This window comes from Vibrio sp. Hep-1b-8, assembly GCF_006124995.1.
GTDB lineage: Bacteria > Pseudomonadota > Gammaproteobacteria > Enterobacterales > Vibrionaceae > Vibrio.
Map to the genome: position 1 here is coordinate 1 of NZ_QEWN01000005.1, position 17,655 is coordinate 17,655.

Sequence of the window (17,655 nt, forward strand, 5' to 3'; positions counted from 1 at the left end):
CATTGATAACCAGGTTTACTGTAGCCGGAAATCTCGTACTGAACGTAGCCTGCTTCGGCTAACTTTTGGTGTCCCAACTCAAAAATATCCCACAAGTCATCGTCATCGGGCAAGGTAGGCTGCTTGTAGTAGAACATGGTGTTAGGTTCTATGGTTAGCTGGTACCAAGATAAATGAGGAGGATCGAGTTCGATCGCTTTATCGAGATCGGCCAGAGCTTGATTGACAGACTGATCCGGTAATCCGTGCATGAGATCGAGGTTAAAGCTACTAAGACCGATTTGATGCGCCAGCTTAGCGGCATTGACCGCTTCATCCTTTCCATGAATTCGACCTAGCTTCTCAAGTTTTTGCTGCTCGAAGCTTTGCACACCGATGGAGATACGTGTTACTCCCGCTTTTCTATAGCCAGCAAAACGCTCCGCCTCAATCGTGCCAGGGTTGGCCTCCATGGTGATTTCTATGTCAGGTTTGAAAGGGATACGAGCTTCAATTCCTGATAGAAGTGCAGCAATACCTTGTGCCGATATCAGACTAGGAGTACCGCCACCGATAAAGATCGAGTGCAGCGGGCGCGGGTTATCATTGATCTGGTAACGCTCAATATCTGTGTCTAAATCTTGTAGCAGTGCTGCGATGTATTCATTTTCTGGGATCTCAGCCTTTAGAGCGTGAGAGTTAAAATCACAGTACGGGCACTTTTGTACACACCATGGGATGTGTACATAAAGACTTAGTGCTGGTGGGATAAGTTTGCTCATTGTCTATCGTTGACTGAGTAGTGATTAAAGCGGTTGTTCAGATAGAGTCGCGAACAACTGTTTGAGTGCTTTTCCGCGATGTGAAAGCTGTTTTTTACGTGCAGGTTCTAACTCAGCAGAAGCGCAGTTGTCCTCTGGTATGAAAAAGATTGGGTCATAACCGAAGCCATTTTCGCCGTGAGCTTCAGTGAGAATTCGTCCCTCCCACTTGCCGTGACAAACGACAGGAGTTGGATCATTTTCATGGCGCATTAACACGAGCACACAATGGAAACGAGCACTGCGCTGTTCTTCTGGCACCTCTTTCATTGCGTCGAGCAGCTTCTCAAGGTTTTGTTGGTCACTTGCACCTTCGCCAGCATAGCGAGCGGAGTAGATACCAGGGGCACCTTTGAGGGCGTCTACTTCTAAACCTGAATCATCAGCAATGGCAGCAAGACCGGTTTCTTTTGCCGCGTGGCGCGCCTTGATGATCGCATTCTCGATAAATGTGGTGCCAGTTTCAGCAACTTCAGAAACGTTGAATTCGCTTTGGGCTAACACTTCAAAACCAAAATCAGACAGTAGGTCTGCCATTTCGCGAACCTTACCTTGATTACCTGTCGCTAATACAATCTTGCTCATTGGATTCTGTCTCTTTGATGAACGAGAGTCATGCCGTTTGGCCATTACTCTTCTACGTAAAATTTCTGGGTGAACTTTAATCTTCCTGTGCCCTTAATGCCAGCATTAACATCCAAATCGAATGTCAGTTGTTCCTCTTGTGAAATAGGAAACTCCGCTAAGTAGTAAATAGCGTCGCCTTCCTGCACTTCGCGAAAGTTGAGCTGGCGAGTCTGGCCTAACAGGTTTTTGCTGGTACCGGCGATTTGAGCGGTAATGGCGGGTTTTCCTGCTTGCGAATTGTCTAACACACTGATGTTAAGGATCGCAGAATAGGCGTTACGTTTGAGCTTGTAATTCCTGGCAACCTGCGCCGTTAAAAAAGTAGAGTTGAAGGCAGAGTAGTGTACCTCAACATCTTTGATGGTTTTGAACTGACCTGCCCAGCTTGGTACAGCAAACAAGCTGATGAGTGCGAGTGTGATCCATTTCTTCATTGGGCTTCCTTCTTAAATTCGTTTCATTGACGAGTGATAAATAAAAAGCCATCAGATGATGGCTTGTACCTCATTGGGTATTTGTATTGGAGAACTGACCCTGACTTGTTTATGTCGGCCAAGTTCGCCTTTTTCTATGGTGATGAGTCCTTTGGCTACCTTGAACTGCTTTGCAAGGTACTTGCTCAGGTGAGCATTGGCTTTCCCATCCACCGGAGGTGCGGTTATTGCTACCTTGATCTCTTCACCATGTTGCCCAACGATCTTGTCTCTGCTTGCCTTGGGTTGGATGTAAAGGCGAAGAATCAGATCCTCGCCGTCAAACCAAGCTGCTTGTGACATTATAGCTGATACCAGATAGGGCCAATAAGGTCGCCCATCAGAAAGTTAGCGAATTGTAGAGCAATAAAAAGTACTAACACACTCAAGTCAAAACCACCCATCGCTGGGATAACGCGACGGATAGGTGCGAGCATAGGTTCAGTAAGCTGATGGAACACGTATTCGATAGGACTGCGACCTTGACTCACCCAACTTAGGATAGCGCGGATTAATAGCACCCAGAAAAGTAGGCCACCCGCTGCTTTAATCAGTGACAATAGACCTAGGAATAGGAAGTCTGCACTGAAGGATACTGAGCCATTCGAAGCGATCAGAACCAGTGCGACGAATTTCAATACGCACAGTAGGTAGGCGAACAGAATTGTTGCTAAGTCTAGGCTGCCCGCAGATGGGATCATTCGACGTAGTGGAGCAATAACAGGCTGAGTTGCTTTTACAATGAATTGTGAAAACGGGTTGTAGAAGTCTGCGCGGGCAGCTTGCAACCAGATACGTAAGATCACCACCATGATGTAGAGATCAAACAGGGTGGAAATCAGAAAACTCATTGAATTCATAGGTGACCCTTATTTTCTAGAGCGTTGTGCTCTGGTAATTAAAACAGTTTTTCCATCTCTTCAGCGCGAGCAACGGCCGCCTGCATAGCTTTCGCTACTATATCTGAAAGTTGATGCTGATTGAATGTTCTTAGGGCTTCAGCCGTTGTGCCCCCTTTGGATGTCACGTTTTCACGTAGAATGGACAGTTCTGTGTCTGGGTTTTCAACGACCATGCTTGCCGCACCGAGCGCTGATTGCTGCACGAGCAGACGAGCTGTCTCTTTATCAAAACCTTGAGCGATGGCTTCTGCCTGCATGGCTTCCATAAACAAGAAAAAGTATGCAGGCGCACTTCCAGCAGCAGCAATGACGTTATTGATGCCAGATTCTTGCTCAACCCAACACACTTTGCCTACCGCTTGCATTAACTCAGCAGCAAAAGCTTTGTCTAGCGCTGTTACGTGTTCAGGAGCAAACAGGCCACTCATTCCTAGTCCCAATTGTGATGGTGTGTTGGGCATGACACGAACGATATTCAATGGACAACCGAGCATTTCGTTTAGACGTGAACACTGGATACCAGCCGCAATTGAAATCACCAACTTTCCTGAGAAGTCGATGCTTTGCAGTGGGCGGCAGACCTCTTCCATCATCTGAGGTTTAACCGACAGTACAATGACCTCTGCTTGTTGTGCAGCTGAGAAATTGTCGCTGGTGGTCTGGATACCATAACTTTGCTCTAATGGTAAGCGACGTGTCTCAGATGGGGCTGTTGCTGTGATAAGTTCTGCTGGGTAACCATCTGCGATTAAGCCAGACACAATGGCTTTAACCATATTGCCTGCGCCGATAAAGACAATCTTCTTGTGTTCCATTAGTCTTTGTATCCTTTCAACAATTTATGCTTTGTTACTGTAATCGCGAGCACCAAAGATAGCGGTACCGATACGGACCATGGTGCTACCTGCTTCGATAGCGGCTTCCATATCACCACTCATTCCCATCGACAAGGTATCGATGTTTTGATCAGGAAAATGATGCGCGAGTTTCTCTTTGAGCGTTGCTAATTGAGTAAATGCCGCCAGTTGTGACTCATAGTCTGAAACATTAGCAGGGATTGACATCAATCCTCTTAAAGTGAGGTTCGGAAGCTGAGAAATCAACTCAGCAAGAGCAAAGATTTCATCGTCGTCAATGCCGGACTTTGATGCTTCGCCACTGGTATTTACTTGAATCAGAACCTGAATCGGCTCGAGGCCTTCTGGACGCTGATCGTTGAGACGTTGAGCTATCTTAGTTCTATCGACGGTATGTACCCAGTCAAAGCTTTCTGCAACATGGCGCGACTTATTGGACTGTATTGGGCCAATAAAGTGCCATTCTAAGTTCAGTTCAGGGTGATGCTGAGTGAAGTGGGCGACTTTATTTGCCCCTTCTTGGACGTAGTTCTCTCCAAATGCGACTTGCCCAGCTTGAGCGGCTTCAAGGATAGCTTCGACAGGCTTAGTCTTGCTGACGGCGAGAAGTTGCACTGAGTCCCGACCGCGTCCACACTTTTGTTGTGCGACCTCAATCTGTGAGGTGATCTGTTCAATATTTTGTTGAATACTAGTCATAGCAGATTTTACTTAAGGATTTTAAATGGATATCGCTGAATTACTGGATTTTAGTGTAAAGCATAATGCTTCAGATCTACATCTTTCTGCTGGAGTATCTCCAATGGTAAGGATAGATGGTGAAGTAAGAAAGCTTGGCGTACCAGCTTTTAATCATGCGGATGTGCATCGATTGATATTTGATGTGATGAACGACGCTCAAAGAAGCGAGTTTGAAGAGCGACTCGAAGTCGACTTTTCGTTCGAGTTACCTGACGTTGGACGATTTCGTGTCAATGCGTTCAATCAGGCTCGAGGCTGTGCAGCGGTGTTCCGTACCATCCCTATGACGATTCCGACCTTAGAACAGTTAGACACTCCGCCAATCTTTGAAAAAATTGCCAATATGGAAAAAGGGTTGGTATTGGTGACTGGGCCAACGGGCTCTGGAAAATCGACCACGCTCGCAGCGATGGTGGACTACATTAACCGTCACCACAACAAGCATATCCTCACGATTGAAGACCCGATTGAATTTGTTCACAGCAACAACAAATGCTTAGTCAATCAGCGTGAAGTCCACCGTGACACACACAATTTTAGTAACGCTTTACGCAGTGCTTTACGCGAAGACCCAGATGTTATTCTGGTCGGGGAGTTACGAGATAAAGAGACGATCAGTTTAGCGCTAACTGCGGCCGAAACCGGTCATTTGGTGTTTGGGACTCTGCACACTAGCTCGGCGGCAAAAACCATTGACCGCATTATTGATGTATTCCCTGGTAGCGATAAAGAAATGGTGCGCTCAATGCTCTCTGAATCATTGCGAGCGGTTATTGCACAAAAACTGCTGAAACGTATTGGTGGCGGGCGTACAGCTTGCCATGAAATCATGATGGCGACACCTGCAATTCGCAACCTTATTCGTGAGGATAAAGTCGCACAGATGTTGTCTGTGATTCAAACCGGAGCTGCTCATGGGATGCAGACCATGGAGCAGAATGCCAAACAGTTGATAGCACAAGGCTTGGTTGAGCCAGATGAAGTTGCTAAGAAAATAGAACTTGAAACGTCTATGTTCTGATTGAGTGGAAACGGTATGGATATTGATGTTTTTTTAGAGCAGATGATCGATCAAAAGTCGTCAGATCTCTATATTACGGTTGGGGCTCCGGTTCTTTATCGTGTGGATGGTGAGCTGCGTCCCCAAGGTGATAAACTTTCACATGCGGTGGTGAGTTCCTTGCTTGAAAGTATGATGGATAGAGAGCGCCAGCATGAGTTTCATGCTAGTAAAGAGGCTAACTTTGCTATCGTCCGTCACTTTGGACGATTCCGTGTGTCGGCTTTCTATCAGCGAGAGCTGCCCGGCGCCGTTATTCGCCGAATTGAAACAAGGATTCCCACCTTTGAGGAACTCAAACTTCCTGAAGTATTGAGAGAACTGGCTACCGCTAAGAGGGGACTAGTTCTAGTCGTTGGGGCGACGGGTTCGGGTAAATCGACCACCATGGCGGCGATGACTGGCTATCGCAATACTCATCAGTCGGGACATATTTTAACGGTTGAAGACCCGATTGAGTTTGTTCACGAGCATCAGCGCTGCATTGTGACTCAACGTGAAGTCGGTTTAGATACAGAAAGCTATGAAGTTGCATTGAAGAATTCGTTGCGTCAGGCTCCTGATATGATTCTGATTGGAGAAATACGTTCGCGTGAAACAATGGAATACGCAATGACATTTGCTGAGACAGGCCATCTCTGTATGGCGACTCTGCATGCCAATAACGCCAATCAGGCTCTTGAACGCATTTTACATTTGGTACCCAAAGAGCAAAAAGAACAATTCCTGTTCGATTTGTCGATGAATCTTCGTGGTGTGATTGGTCAGCAACTGATTCGAGATAAAAACGGTCAGGGTCGTCATGGTGTCTTTGAAGTGTTGCTCAATAGTCCAAGAGTTTCTGATCTTATTCGACGTGGCGACTTGCATGAGTTAAAAGCAACAATGGCTAAGTCGAATGAGGTGGGGATGCAAACCTTTGATCAGGCACTGTATAAGTTAGTAACCGAGAATCAAATTAGCGAGGAAGATGCACTTCATAGTGCAGATTCGGCCAATGATCTCAGAATCATGCTTAAAACGCAGCGTGGCAATGGTTCAAGTGGCAGTGCGTTGAGTAATGTTAAGATTGATATGGATTAGGGGGGATAAGAACGCTTCTCGCTACCCGTATTGCGCCTCAAACCAGCTTTCAAGAATGACGACCGCTGACTGGCAGTCGACATTCCCTTTGCTTAGTGCTTTGTAGCCACCCATTTCGAACAAGTCTGCGCGTGCTTCCATGGTTGATAAGCGTTCGTCATGCAGTTCGACGGCTAAGCCAAAGCGGCCATGTAGGCGGTTAGCAAACTTCTTCGCTCTTGGCGTAATGGTTTCAAGATCTTTGCCATGCAGGTCGGTAGGCAAACCCACCACTAGTAGATCCGGTTGCCACTCTTTGATTTGCTTTTCGATGTCATCCCAATTTGGGATTCCATCATTAGCTTTAAAAGCTTTCAACGGAGAAGCGGTACCCGTAATTTCCTGTCCTATCGCACTACCAATACTTTTAGTGCCAAAGTCAAATGCCATAATTGTTCTAGACATGTTTCTCTTCGTTATTGTTGTTACGCGTGGCCAATATCACTAGAAAGTTGGGCGACATCAATACCAAGCATCTGTACTGCCTTTTGCCAGCGTTCATTGATTGGAGTATCGAACATCACATTGGGATCCGCCTCAACCGTTAACCATGAGTTCTCTGACAGCTCTATCTCTAGCTGACCAGCTTCCCAGCCAGAATAGCCTAATGCGACGAGATAATGGTGAGGTTCAGCTTCTGTCCCGAGTACACCTAGAATATCACGAGATGTAGTGACGGAGATTTTATCCGTCATCTTGATGCTGGATTCATATTCGTCTTTAGGCTGGTGGAGTATAAAACCACGATCTTCCGAGACTGGGCCACCGTTGAGTACAGGCTTGTCTAAGCTGTCGGTTAAGAGTTTCGGATGAATTGAATCGACATCGACTTTCTCTAACATTTTGCCGATGGTGATGTCGATAGGAGCATTAATCATTAAACCCATCGCCCCATCTTCGGTGTGTTCGCAAACGTAAATCACGCTGCGCTGGAAGTAGGGATCTTTCATGCCCGGCATTGCCACTAAAAAATGGTTGGTTAAATTCATAAACACTCCCACTTAAATATGGGCAACCCTATAGGTTGCCCTAACAGTTTAGGCGTTTAGTCGACGTTCAATGGCGTCCATGAGTTTGCCAGTGATCGACACATCAAATGCCGCTTCGATTTCACGAATACAAGTTGGGCTGGTTACGTTTATCTCTGTTAGCTTGTCACCGATGACGTCTAAGCCAACAAATATCAGCCCTTTTTCTTTAAGTGTAGGCGCTACAGCTTCAGCTATCTTTTTATCTGTCTCACTAAGTGGTCTCGCTTCACCTGTTCCGCCCGCTGCCAAGTTGCCACGTGTTTCACCTTTCGCAGGAATACGTGCCAAACAATAAGGCATTGGCTCGCCATCTACGACTAGGATGCGCTTGTCACCGTTGCTGATATCAGGAACGAATGTTTGTGCCATTGCGTAGTTTTGACCGTGGTTGGTCAAGGTTTCAATGATGACGGATACGTTTGGATCATTCTCTTTGATGCGGAAGATAGATGCGCCACCCATGCCATCAAGTGGCTTAAGGATTACATCACCATGTTTCTCGCGGAACTGCTTAATCTTCTCTGCTTTACGCGTCACGATAGTGGTTGGGGTAAGCTCAGGGAACCAAGCCGTGAACAGTTTTTCGTTACAATCACGTAGGCTTTGAGGTTTATTGACAACCAGTGTGCCTTGCTCTTCTGCGCGCTCAAGGATGTAAGTGGCGTAGATGTACTCAGTATCAAACGGAGGATCTTTACGCATTAGTACCGCGTCTAGTTGTGAAAGCTCAATAGTTTGCTCAGATTTGAACTCATACCAACCCGTTGGATCTTCTTTAAGTTCAACCACTTTGGTATCTGCAACCGCAACACCTTGGTCTAGGTGAAGGTCATCCATTTCCATGTAGTGGATTTCGTAGCCGCGGCGCTGCGCTTCAAGCATCATGGCAAAGCTAGAGTCTTTCTTGATGTTAATGGACGAGATAGGGTCCATTACGATACCTAATTTGATCATATTGTTCTCCGTTTAACCAAGATCGCCGAAACGAACTTGCAGGGCTGTAATTGCAGTAAGAGCCGCAGTTTCGGTACGTAGTACACGTGGGCCGAGTAGCGTCTCTTCAAATTTGTAGTTTTCTGTCATACCGATCTCTTCTGCTGATAAGCCACCTTCTGGGCCAATCAATAGGCGTACTTTTTCTACCGGTGTTGGTAGGGTGTTGATCGAGTATTTTGCACGAGGGTGGAGGTTCAGTTTTAGACCGTCATATTCTTCACCACACCACTCTTCTAATTGCATGATTGGGCGGATTTCTGGGACTGTGTTGCGACCACACTGCTCACAAGCACTGATGGCGATCTTTTGCCATTGGGCGAGCTTCTTCTCGAAACGTTTTTGATCGAGTTTGACACCACAGCGCTCTGAAACCAGTGGGGTAATGGTGTTAACACCGAGTTCCACCGATTTCTGGATGGTGAATTCCATCTTATCGCCACGTGAAATAACTTGGCCTAAGTGAAGGTCGAGTGGTGATTCTGAGCTGCGTTTGACACGCTGAGTAATATTCACTTCAACGTTTTTCTTTGAAACGCTAGCTATCTCTGCTGGGAACTCAGCGCCACTGCCGTCAAACAGTAGTACTTCTTGTCCCTCTTTCATGCGCAATACACGGCCAATATGGCCAGCAGCATCATCGCTGAGCATGAGAGAGCCTAACTGATTAATGGCTTCTGGGTGATAGATTCGTGGGATTCGCATTGTGTTTCGATTTCCAGCAAGAGGTTTTGAGATAACCTCTAACATGGATGCTTTTATGCGAAAAAACAAGGGGCAGAGAGAGTTTCCAATTAATTACTGGAAACTCTTAATTTCATAACGCAGAGAGAGTTATAGCGCTTGGCAAGCTTGGTAAACAAATGGGTTGTGATTACCTTGGATTTTGAAGATGCGCTCTTCACGTTTGCATTCCCACTTATCCACTGGGAACTGCTTGTTCCAAGCTGTCATCAACTGTTTCTGCTGTTTGGATAATTTAAAGCCATACTCTTTACTCATGTAGAGATAAGTTCGCGCAATCGAGCCTTTTGCTCTATCGGGCGGCATGACCTTGCGTTGCTTAAAGTTAACCTGCATTTCGCAGCGTCCGTAGCTAACGCCATCAACACCATTCCATTGGCTAAAGTTGTAGTTAGAACGGTCGCCATTTACTTCTCCAATTGCTGGAGTCAGGTTATGCAGATCCGCTTCCATTAGACGGAAGGTCTTATCGTTCTTAGTACAGCTTTTTCGTCCACCAGTTTGCCAACATTGACGCTGATGGCCAAATTGCCAGGCTGGGACGACATGCTCCCATTCGATTCGGGAAGCACGCTTTTGTTGTTTACGGACTTGGTAACCACACGACTCTAAATCCGGTGTTCCTTTACGTCCCTGCCACTCAATATCGCAACCACAGTAAAAACTGGTTGGGTGATCGGCGTAAATTTTTACAGCTTCTTTTTTTGCTTTGGAGAAAGAAGAGGGTGGAGCAGCATGGCTAGTAACACTAAAAAGTGTCAATAATAGACTGAAAAATAGGATTCTTTTCATAGAATTCCGTATTAGAAAAGTAGTATGGATTACAGTCTAACACGCAATTATGGCTGCTATTGGTGAGAATTGTCTTAATTAGGTCAGTTGTTTGCCAGTGAAACTTAGCGTCTGTTGGCACTGCTGGCAGCGGTAACTGGCTTGATTTCGCAGTACTTTATTATGGCGGCGGATAGAAAGGGGGTAGGTCGTACAGGCGCAAAGATATTCAAAGGTTTTTCCTTGTACGGAAGTGACTTCGAAGCTGTGGGTTGTTTTTGCGGGCACTTTAAAGACGGCTTCCATCACGCCTTGCCACTCTCTCCCGTGTGGCCGAACACGGCCATAGACTTGGTAAGTAATTAGGTGAGCGACTTCATGAGGAATAACGTCAGTAAGGAAAGCCTGTTGGTTTTCTTCAAATAGCGTTGGGTTGAGACGAATCTCGTTTAGCTGCAAGTAGGCTTTACCCGCCGCTTTACCGCGCAGTTTGTAGTTAAGTTTTGGTTGCGGGAAAGTGCGTTTGAAAGCTAGCTGAGCCTGCTGGATGCAGTCAGCAATCACTTTATGTGCACGATAATTGAGTTCAGAATCCACAACCACTCCTAAATAAACGCCCCAGCTCAAATGGCTGGGGCGCATCATAGAACGAAATGGCTTAGCTTGTTAAGGGTGATGTTTCTTCTTGATGGTTTCATGGTAAGCGTGCCAAGTACCATAGCCGAGGATTGGCATAGTAAACAACATGCCAATACCGTAGGTGGCAAAGCCGACAAGAATACCGCCACAAATCAGCGCAGCCCAAACAATCATCGCAGGGATGTTTGATTTGACCGCGTTAAAGCTAGTGAACACAGCAGTCATCATATCGACGCGTCGTTCCATCATTACCGGAATAGAGAACGCGGAAATACTAAACACCACACAAGCTAGGACGAAGCCAACCAGTGAACCTATGACGAGGAAAGGCATAAATTCGGTTAGCGGTGCGCCTTGTACCGAAGGGTAGAGGGCATGAAGTAGCGCGGCAATACGCATCCAGAAAATCATACACACCGCCAATAGCACCGCAAATGCCCACTGTGAGGTGGAGTTACGGCTAATCGCTTTCATGGAGTGGATTAAGCTGGCGCTATGGCCTCTCTCTCTTTCCCAGCTAGCATCATACAATCCAAGCGCAAGGAATGGACCAATTAACATATAGACGACTAAGCTCGGCATGACGACAAGGTGAGTTCCTTGCCATTGCACAAGTAATACAATACCGATTGCGGCAGCCATAAAGCATAAGCCATAAAAGGCACTAATAAGCGGCATTCGGACGAAGTCATGTAGACCGAGTGCGAGCCAGTGGAATGGGGCAGATATACTCACCTGATTACAAGGGATTGTGCGAGCATATTCCGCATCTGAGACTTCCTTTCGTTTATCGTTGAAGTCATGTGGATTCACCGTACGAGGCATACATCCTCCTTGATCGATTCTCTACGTTGACTAAATTCGTTGGCAAATTTAGCGTTTGATACTCGATGCCCGGCTTGCCGACGTCTGTGATGTAAGCGGCGCATCAGTCTATGTTAACCATCAGTACAATACTGAACTTGAGGTGTTAACATATTTTTAACTATTGACCCCATGACAAAAAAATACAACGTTGAGAAGCGATTTTTATTGGTAATAAAAAAGGCCTCTGGTTGTCCAGAGGCCTCGATGTATCAACTAAGTGATTGTCACTTAATTACTTTAATCCAGCGAACTCACGTAGAATTGCTGCTTTGTCAGTCGCTTCCCAAGGGAACTCTTCACGACCGAAGTGACCGTATGCAGCCGTCTTCTTATAGATTGGTTGAAGTAGGTTAAGCATTTCTTGTAGACCGTATGGGCGTAGGTCGAAGTGCTGACGAACTGCTTCAATGATGATTTCTTGAGAAACTTTTTCAGTACCAAAAGTTTCAACCATGATAGACGTTGGATCTGCAACACCAATCGCGTAAGACAATTGGATTTCACAACGATCAGCAAGACCTGCCGCTACGATGTTTTTCGCAACATAACGAGCTGCGTAAGCCGCAGAACGGTCTACTTTTGATGGATCTTTACCAGAGAATGCACCACCACCGTGACGCGCTGCGCCGCCGTATGTATCAACGATGATCTTACGACCAGTCAGACCACAGTCACCCATAGGACCACCGATAACAAAACGACCTGTTGGGTTGATGAAGAACTTGGTCTCTTTGTTGATCCACTCTGTAGGTAGTACTGGCTTGATGATCTCTTCCATTACTGCTTCACGTAGGTCTGGAGTTGAGATTGTGTCACAGTGCTGAGTAGAAAGAACAACCGCATCGATACCAACGATTTTGCTTTCATCGTACTGGAAAGTAACCTGAGATTTCGCATCTGGGCGCAACCAAGGTAGAGTGCCGTTCTTACGTACTTCAGCTTGTTTTTGCACAAGACGGTGAGAGTAAGTAATTGGTGCAGGCATTAGGATTTCAGTTTCGTTAGTTGCGTAACCGAACATAATACCTTGGTCACCCGCACCTTGCTCTTTAGGATCTGCTTTATCAACACCTTGGTTGATATCTGGTGACTGTTTACCGATCGTATTTAGAACTGCACAAGAGTTAGCATCAAAGCCCATGTCTGAGTGAACGTAGCCGATTTCACGAACAGTTTGGCGAGTGAGCTCTTCGATATCTACCCATGCAGATGTCGTGATTTCACCACCAACCATTACCATGCCGGTTTTTACATAAGTTTCACACGCAACACGTGCTTTTGGATCTTGTTCTAGGATCGCATCAAGGACTGCATCAGAAATCTGGTCTGCAATTTTATCTGGATGGCCTTCTGATACTGACTCAGAAGTGAACAGGTGCTTAGCCATGCGAGCTCCATTTCTATTATTAATTGAGCAGAAGGGAAGTCTTCTACAAAAAATTATTAGTACAAACTGTAGGTGTTTCTACATCTAGACGTCTATTTTAGTTTTGACCGTTCGAATTACAAGCTCTTTTTTTCTTAGAAGCAAAACTAAACGTTTGCGTTGCTAATATGAAGATTGCGTGCTTCCTCTATGAAGTTAGACCAAAAGATAGAATATTTGTGAATAAACTGGCTGGAAAACGTTTGCAGAGCTAACAGTGCTTTGAGAGAATTGTCGCCCACTTACATTTATGATTCGCTTAATGCACTCAGGAGCTGACATGTCTTCTCGTCAACATCTCGCTAACGCAATCCGCGCTCTAAGCATGGATGGTGTACAACAAGCTAACTCTGGCCACCCAGGCGCACCTATGGGTATGGCTGATATCGCTGAAGTTCTTTGGCGTTCACACCTAAATCACAACCCAGCTAACCCAGAATGGGCAGATCGCGACCGTTTTGTACTTTCTAACGGCCACGGCTCTATGCTGATTTACTCGCTGCTACACCTTTCTGGTTACGAGCTGTCTATCGACGATCTGAAGAACTTCCGTCAGCTACATTCAAAAACTCCGGGCCACCCAGAGTACGGTTATGCGCCTGGTGTTGAAACAACAACGGGTCCTCTAGGTCAAGGTATCACTAACGCGGTTGGTATGGCGCTGGCTGAGAAAACGCTTGCTGCACAATTCAACAAACAAGGCCACGACATCGTTGATCACTTCACTTATGCATTTATGGGTGATGGCTGTCTGATGGAGGGTATCTCACACGAAGCATGTTCTCTCGCGGGCACGCTAGGTCTTGGCAAGCTAATCGCTTTCTGGGATGACAATGGTATCTCTATCGATGGTCACGTTGAAGGTTGGTTCTCTGACGATACACCTAAGCGTTTTGAAGCGTACGGCTGGCATGTAATCCCAGCAGTTGACGGTCACGATCCTGAAGCGATCAATGCGGCCATCATTGCAGCAAAAGCTGACCCTCGCCCTACGCTAATCTGTACTAAAACTATCATCGGTTTTGGTTCACCTAACAAGTCTGGTTCACACGACTGTCACGGCGCACCACTAGGCGCTGAAGAAATTGCCGCGACTCGTAAGCAACTTGGTTGGGAGCACGGTCCGTTCGAAATCCCTGCGGATGTCTACGCTCAGTGGGATGCGAAAGAAGCAGGCGCAGCTAAGGAAGCAGCGTGGAACGAGAAATTTGCAGCTTATGAAGCAGCATATCCAGAACTTGCAGCAGAATTCAAACGCCGCGTAAACGGTGAACTGCCAGCAGAGTGGGAAGAGAAAGCCAACGCGATCATCGCTGATCTACAAGCTAACCCAGCCAACATCGCTTCACGTAAAGCGTCACAAAATGCGCTAGAAGCATTCGGTGCCATGCTACCAGAATTCCTAGGCGGCTCTGCTGACCTAGCACCTTCTAACCTAACGATGTGGTCTGGTTCTAAGTCTGTATCTGCTGATGATGCCTCTGGTAACTACATTCACTACGGTGTGCGTGAATTCGGTATGACGGCTATCATGAACGGTATTGCGCTACACGGTGGTTTCGTGCCATACGGTGCAACATTCCTAATGTTCATGGAATACGCGCGTAACGCAATGCGTATGGCTGCTCTGATGAAAGTTCAGAACATCCAAGTTTACACGCACGACTCTATCGGTCTAGGCGAAGATGGTCCAACTCACCAACCGGTTGAGCAAATGGCTTCTCTACGTCTAACGCCAAACATGAGCACATGGCGTCCATGTGACCAAGTTGAGTCAGCCGTTGCTTGGAAACTGGCAATCGAGCGTAAAGATGGCCCTACATCTCTTATCTTCTCTCGTCAAAACCTTGCACAACAAGAGCGTGACGCTGAACAACTCGCCAACATCGCTAAAGGTGCCTACATCCTGAAAGACTGCGCAGGTAAGCCTGAGCTTATCCTTATCGCAACAGGTTCTGAAGTAGAGCTAGCGGTAGAAGCAGCAGCACAGCTAACAGCAGAAGGTAAGAATGTTCGCGTTGTTTCTATGCCATCAACCGATGCTTTCGACAAGCAAGATGCAGCATACCGCGAAGCAGTACTGCCATCAGACGTCACAGCACGTATCGCTATCGAAGCGGGTATTGCGGACTTCTGGTACAAGTATGTTGGTTTCGGTGGCAAGATCATCGGCATGACAACATTTGGTGAATCAGCTCCAGCTGACCAACTGTTCAAGATGTTTGGTTTCACAACAGAAAACGTTGTAAACACAGCAAAAGAGCTTCTAGCTTAATTACTGTTAAAGCCTGAATAACAAAGCCCCGCTCAATCAGCGGGGCTTTTTTGATCAGCATATGATATTGAAGCTTACAAAGAAATTAACTTACAGACAGGATTTAATAAAACAACAGTGTGATCTAGATAGGTACAAACCGCTCAAACAAGCTAGCCAACACACAACAAACATTAGTCAATAATCACACTTTTATCTGCGTCAATAGCATTAATAAGATCCAATTCAAATTTAATAATATTTTATTAATATTAACATTTATGACAACCCACTCACTTTAACTATTGACATCTAACAAAAATAATATTTGTAATTTATTTTCGTTGCAATATTGTGATTTGAAACAAATTTAGCGCATTGACAGTAAATTTAGCGAGATCAACCGCACAAAAGCCCCGCTATTCCCTAACAACTCTTCAATCCTGATAATGAAATCAACAACCACATATTAATCGGAAATGAAGATGCTGTATGACCTAATCGACCATGACCTAATCGATGTTATCGACCACCATAATTACCAATGGGAAGATGCTGTCAACGTGACCACTCAATATCTCGAGAAAAAAGGTTACGTGACTGAGAACTACTCAAAAGCAATTATCGAGTCGACGTTAGCTAATGGTCCATATTACGTTCTTTGTCCTGGAATAGCTATGCCTCATGCTCGTCCTGAAGCTGGAGTTCTAAAGACAGGCCTGGGCATACATGTTTTTACTAATCCAATTGATTTTGGGTCTGATATGGGTCCTGCAAACGTTTTGCTTACACTGGCAGCAAAAGATTCAGATACACATATCGAAGTTATTCAGGCCCTTAGCGAAATGCTTGTTGATGAAGCCAACATTGCAAAACTTGCTACGGCTTCAACTAAGCAGGACGTACTAAATATTATAAAAACCTACTAAACAGAAGGAATACGATGTGACAACAAATGTGAGAGCAAAAGTGCAAGCCTTCGGTGGTCATTTGACCGCGATGGTTTTGCCAAATATCGGGGCCTTCATAGCATGGGGCTTTATTACCGCACTATTCATCCCTACCGGATGGGTTCCTAACGCTTATTTTGGTGAACTGGTCGGCCCAATGATCACCTATCTGTTACCACTTCTAATCGGTTATACCGGTGGTCAGATCGTAGGTGACAAGCGCGGAGCTGTAGCAGGCGCTATTGGTACTATGGGCGTTATTGCCGGAGCCGAAATCCCAATGTTTGTCGGCGCAATGATCATGGGCCCTCTCAGCGGCTGGGTTATCGTACAAATCGATAAAAAACTCCACGACAAGATCCCTTCAGGATTCGAGATGGTGGTCAACAACTTCTCGCTCGGCATCTTTGGCATGATAATGTGTCTGTTCGCCTACGCTGTGGTTGGTCCAGCGGTTACTGCTGCAAATCTATTTGTAAAATCGGGTATCGAAGCATTAGTCGCAACTGGTTTCCTTCCTTTATTGGCCATTATTAACGAACCAGCCAAAGTCCTTTTTCTTAATAACGCCATTGACCAAGGTATCTACTACCCTCTAGGCCTTCAAGCTGCTGCAGAAACTGGCAAGTCAATTTTCTTTATGGTTGCATCAAACCCAGGGCCTGGTCTAGGGATGCTTCTTGCCTACGCTAAATTTGGTCAAGGCCTAAGTAAGCGTTCAGCGCCAAGTGCAATCATCATTCATTTCTTCGGTGGTATTCATGAACTGTACTTCCCATACGTACTTATGAAGCCAGTAATGATAGTTGCAATGATTGCTGGTGCAGCTACAGGTATCGCTACATTTAATTTGCTTGACGCAGGATTGGTTGCGGGTCCAAGTCCAGGTTCAATTTTTTCCTACTTAGCACTAACGCCTAAGGGGAGCTTTATCGCCACTATCGCAGGTGTCACTACCGCTACGATCGTCTCCTTCCTTGTAGCAAGCGCGATATTGAAGATGAGCCGTAATGAAGAGTCTGAGAAAGAGTTTGAGCAATCTGTAACAGACATGAAGGAGATGAAAGCCGCAGGTGCAGTGAGCACGACAACTCAAGCTACTGCAAAAGCTAACAAGATTAAGTTTGTCGCATTCGCCTGTGATGCAGGTATGGGATCAAGCGCTATGGGTGCATCAACGTTCAGAAAGAAACTTAATGATGCAGGTTATCAGGTAGAGGTAAAGAACTTTGCGATTGAGAAAGTGCCGTCTAACGCCGACCTTGTCGTCACTCACGAAAGTTTAGAGAGCCGCGCAGTCTCTGCGACAGGTTTACCAGTGGTCACGATTAAAAACTTCCTACATGACCCTGCATTAGACGAACTTATCGAAACAATCAGTCAACAAGCTTAAATCAA

General features: G+C 45.9%; 20 protein-coding genes. 5 read left to right on the forward strand and 15 right to left on the reverse strand.

Going from position 1 to position 17,655, the window contains the following annotated elements; translation table 11 throughout:
- From hemW to DA100_RS02190, 7 genes are all read right to left on the reverse strand, one after another.
- A partial coding sequence (hemW, locus tag DA100_RS02160; protein WP_138970662.1) for a radical SAM family heme chaperone HemW occupies positions 1 to 761 on the reverse strand: 761 nt, incomplete at its 3' end.
- Positions 762 to 785: 24 nt separating this feature from the next.
- Positions 786 to 1,385, reverse strand: coding sequence for an XTP/dITP diphosphatase (locus tag DA100_RS02165; protein ID WP_138970663.1), 600 nt, complete (start codon positions 1,383 to 1,385; stop codon positions 786 to 788).
- A 44-nt stretch (positions 1,386 to 1,429) separates the two neighbouring features.
- Positions 1,430 to 1,861 carry a DUF4426 domain-containing protein gene (locus DA100_RS02170; protein ID WP_138970664.1) on the reverse strand — a complete coding sequence of 144 codons (432 nt, stop codon included), beginning with the start codon at positions 1,859 to 1,861 and terminating at the stop codon, positions 1,430 to 1,432.
- A 51-nt stretch (positions 1,862 to 1,912) separates the two neighbouring features.
- On the reverse strand, positions 1,913 to 2,203 hold the full coding sequence (yggU, locus tag DA100_RS02175) for a DUF167 family protein YggU (RefSeq protein ID WP_138970665.1): 291 nt from the start codon (positions 2,201 to 2,203) through the stop codon (positions 1,913 to 1,915).
- Entirely contained in the window at positions 2,203 to 2,760 is a 558-nt protein-coding gene (locus DA100_RS02180; RefSeq protein WP_138970666.1) for a YggT family protein, read from the reverse strand. Before DA100_RS02180 ends, yggU begins: the two co-directional genes overlap by 1 nt.
- Before the next feature lie 38 nt (positions 2,761 to 2,798).
- Positions 2,799 to 3,617 (reverse strand): pyrroline-5-carboxylate reductase, encoded by an 819-nt coding sequence (gene proC, locus DA100_RS02185; RefSeq protein ID WP_138970667.1) that lies wholly within the window; start codon positions 3,615 to 3,617, stop codon positions 2,799 to 2,801.
- Between the two features lie 24 nt (positions 3,618 to 3,641).
- The gene (locus tag DA100_RS02190; RefSeq protein ID WP_138970668.1) at positions 3,642 to 4,358 is read right to left on the reverse strand and encodes a YggS family pyridoxal phosphate-dependent enzyme; all 717 of its coding nucleotides are present in this window, start codon (positions 4,356 to 4,358) and stop codon (positions 3,642 to 3,644) included.
- Positions 4,359 to 4,383: 25 nt separating this feature from the next.
- On the opposite strand from DA100_RS02190, the gene DA100_RS02195 reads away from it, so the two are divergent.
- Entirely contained in the window at positions 4,384 to 5,421 is a 1,038-nt protein-coding gene (locus DA100_RS02195; RefSeq protein WP_138970669.1) for a type IV pilus twitching motility protein PilT, read from the forward strand.
- Between the two features lie 15 nt (positions 5,422 to 5,436).
- Complete coding sequence (locus DA100_RS02200) at positions 5,437 to 6,543, forward strand: PilT/PilU family type 4a pilus ATPase (protein ID WP_138970670.1); 1,107 nt, start codon at positions 5,437 to 5,439, stop codon at positions 6,541 to 6,543.
- Positions 6,544 to 6,564: 21 nt separating this feature from the next.
- Here DA100_RS02200 and ruvX read toward each other — a convergent pair whose 3' ends face one another.
- From ruvX to metK, 8 genes are all read right to left on the reverse strand, one after another.
- Positions 6,565 to 6,987, reverse strand: a complete 423-nt coding sequence (gene ruvX, locus DA100_RS02205; RefSeq protein ID WP_138970671.1) for a Holliday junction resolvase RuvX — start codon at positions 6,985 to 6,987, stop codon at positions 6,565 to 6,567.
- 20 nt (positions 6,988 to 7,007) lie between these two features.
- Positions 7,008 to 7,571 carry a YqgE/AlgH family protein gene (locus tag DA100_RS02210; protein WP_138970672.1) on the reverse strand — a complete coding sequence of 188 codons (564 nt, stop codon included), beginning with the start codon at positions 7,569 to 7,571 and terminating at the stop codon, positions 7,008 to 7,010.
- Between the two features lie 48 nt (positions 7,572 to 7,619).
- Positions 7,620 to 8,567 (reverse strand): glutathione synthase, encoded by a 948-nt coding sequence (gshB, locus tag DA100_RS02215; protein WP_138970673.1) that lies wholly within the window; start codon positions 8,565 to 8,567, stop codon positions 7,620 to 7,622.
- Positions 8,568 to 8,579: 12 nt separating this feature from the next.
- On the reverse strand, positions 8,580 to 9,311 hold the full coding sequence (gene rsmE / locus DA100_RS02220) for a 16S rRNA (uracil(1498)-N(3))-methyltransferase (RefSeq protein WP_138970674.1): 732 nt from the start codon (positions 9,309 to 9,311) through the stop codon (positions 8,580 to 8,582).
- A gap of 129 nt (positions 9,312 to 9,440) precedes the next feature.
- Entirely contained in the window at positions 9,441 to 10,142 is a 702-nt protein-coding gene (locus tag DA100_RS02225) for an endonuclease (protein WP_138970675.1), read from the reverse strand.
- A gap of 78 nt (positions 10,143 to 10,220) precedes the next feature.
- Positions 10,221 to 10,718, reverse strand: a complete 498-nt coding sequence (locus tag DA100_RS02230) for a SprT family zinc-dependent metalloprotease (protein ID WP_138970676.1) — start codon at positions 10,716 to 10,718, stop codon at positions 10,221 to 10,223.
- Positions 10,719 to 10,787: 69 nt separating this feature from the next.
- Entirely contained in the window at positions 10,788 to 11,585 is a 798-nt protein-coding gene (locus DA100_RS02235; RefSeq protein WP_138970677.1) for a DUF2189 domain-containing protein, read from the reverse strand.
- Between the two features lie 274 nt (positions 11,586 to 11,859).
- Complete coding sequence (gene metK, locus DA100_RS02240) at positions 11,860 to 13,014, reverse strand: methionine adenosyltransferase (protein WP_138970678.1); 1,155 nt, start codon at positions 13,012 to 13,014, stop codon at positions 11,860 to 11,862.
- A gap of 301 nt (positions 13,015 to 13,315) precedes the next feature.
- On the opposite strand from metK, the gene tkt reads away from it, so the two are divergent.
- The 3 genes from tkt to DA100_RS02260 all read left to right on the forward strand — a co-directional run bounded on the left by tkt (position 13,316) and on the right by DA100_RS02260 (position 17,650).
- Positions 13,316 to 15,328 (forward strand): transketolase, encoded by a 2,013-nt coding sequence (tkt, locus tag DA100_RS02250; protein WP_206208545.1) that lies wholly within the window; start codon positions 13,316 to 13,318, stop codon positions 15,326 to 15,328.
- 464 nt (positions 15,329 to 15,792) lie between these two features.
- Positions 15,793 to 16,236, forward strand: coding sequence for a PTS sugar transporter subunit IIA (locus tag DA100_RS02255; RefSeq protein WP_138970680.1), 444 nt, complete (start codon positions 15,793 to 15,795; stop codon positions 16,234 to 16,236).
- A gap of 16 nt (positions 16,237 to 16,252) precedes the next feature.
- Entirely contained in the window at positions 16,253 to 17,650 is a 1,398-nt protein-coding gene (locus DA100_RS02260) for a PTS mannitol transporter subunit IICB (protein ID WP_138970681.1), read from the forward strand.
- Positions 17,651 to 17,655: the final 5 nt, after the last annotated feature.

Bases quoted from the DNA above. Each gene is read 5' to 3' on its own strand.
- DA100_RS02165 (WP_138970663.1), bottom strand. From the start codon at position 1,385: ATGAGCAAGATTGTATTAGCGACAGGTAATCAAGGTAAGGTTCGCGAA.
- DA100_RS02170 (WP_138970664.1), bottom strand. From the start codon at position 1,861: ATGAAGAAATGGATCACACTCGCACTCATCAGCTTGTTTGCTGTACCA.
- yggU (WP_138970665.1), bottom strand. From the start codon at position 2,203: ATGTCACAAGCAGCTTGGTTTGACGGCGAGGATCTGATTCTTCGCCTT.
- DA100_RS02180 (WP_138970666.1), bottom strand. From the start codon at position 2,760: ATGAATTCAATGAGTTTTCTGATTTCCACCCTGTTTGATCTCTACATC.
- proC (WP_138970667.1), bottom strand. From the start codon at position 3,617: ATGGAACACAAGAAGATTGTCTTTATCGGCGCAGGCAATATGGTTAAA.
- DA100_RS02190 (WP_138970668.1), bottom strand. From the start codon at position 4,358: ATGACTAGTATTCAACAAAATATTGAACAGATCACCTCACAGATTGAG.
- DA100_RS02195 (WP_138970669.1), top strand. From the start codon at position 4,384: ATGGATATCGCTGAATTACTGGATTTTAGTGTAAAGCATAATGCTTCA.
- DA100_RS02200 (WP_138970670.1), top strand. From the start codon at position 5,437: ATGGATATTGATGTTTTTTTAGAGCAGATGATCGATCAAAAGTCGTCA.
- ruvX (WP_138970671.1), bottom strand. From the start codon at position 6,987: ATGTCTAGAACAATTATGGCATTTGACTTTGGCACTAAAAGTATTGGT.
- DA100_RS02210 (WP_138970672.1), bottom strand. From the start codon at position 7,571: ATGAATTTAACCAACCATTTTTTAGTGGCAATGCCGGGCATGAAAGAT.
- gshB (WP_138970673.1), bottom strand. From the start codon at position 8,567: ATGATCAAATTAGGTATCGTAATGGACCCTATCTCGTCCATTAACATC.
- rsmE (WP_138970674.1), bottom strand. From the start codon at position 9,311: ATGCGAATCCCACGAATCTATCACCCAGAAGCCATTAATCAGTTAGGC.
- DA100_RS02225 (WP_138970675.1), bottom strand. From the start codon at position 10,142: ATGAAAAGAATCCTATTTTTCAGTCTATTATTGACACTTTTTAGTGTT.
- DA100_RS02235 (WP_138970677.1), bottom strand. From the start codon at position 11,585: ATGCCTCGTACGGTGAATCCACATGACTTCAACGATAAACGAAAGGAA.
- metK (WP_138970678.1), bottom strand. From the start codon at position 13,014: ATGGCTAAGCACCTGTTCACTTCTGAGTCAGTATCAGAAGGCCATCCA.
- tkt (WP_206208545.1), top strand. From the start codon at position 13,316: ATGCACTCAGGAGCTGACATGTCTTCTCGTCAACATCTCGCTAACGCA.
- DA100_RS02255 (WP_138970680.1), top strand. From the start codon at position 15,793: ATGCTGTATGACCTAATCGACCATGACCTAATCGATGTTATCGACCAC.